A 342-nucleotide genomic window follows, 5' to 3' on the forward strand; every position below is an offset into this window, starting at 1 on the left:
AAGAAGAAGTTCGTGAAAAGAACAACCTTTCACCGGTAATTGTTCTTAAGCAAGACAACGACGTTCTTGATACATGGTTCTCTTCTGCACTTTGGACTTTCGGCACACAAGGCTGGCCTGAAGATACTGAAGCAATGAAAACATTCCACCCATCAGAAGTACTAGTATCTGGTTTTGATATTATCTTCTTCTGGGTTGCTCGTATGATCATGATGACTATGCACTTCGTGAAAGACGAAGACGGCAAGGCTCAAGTACCTTTCAAAACAGTTTACATGACGGGCCTTATCCGTGATGAAAACGGCGACAAGATGTCTAAGTCGAAAGGTAACGTACTTGACC

1 protein-coding gene is annotated in these 342 nt (G+C 42.7%); it reads left to right on the top strand.

What is annotated here, in order from left to right:
- Positions 1-342 (top strand): class I tRNA ligase family protein (locus tag AB4496_RS12990; protein ID WP_372131105.1); only part of this gene is annotated, 342 nt, incomplete at both ends.

Source organism: Vibrio sp. 10N.222.46.A1 (assembly GCF_041473595.1).
GTDB classification, from domain to species: domain Bacteria; phylum Pseudomonadota; class Gammaproteobacteria; order Enterobacterales; family Vibrionaceae; genus Vibrio; species Vibrio tasmaniensis_A.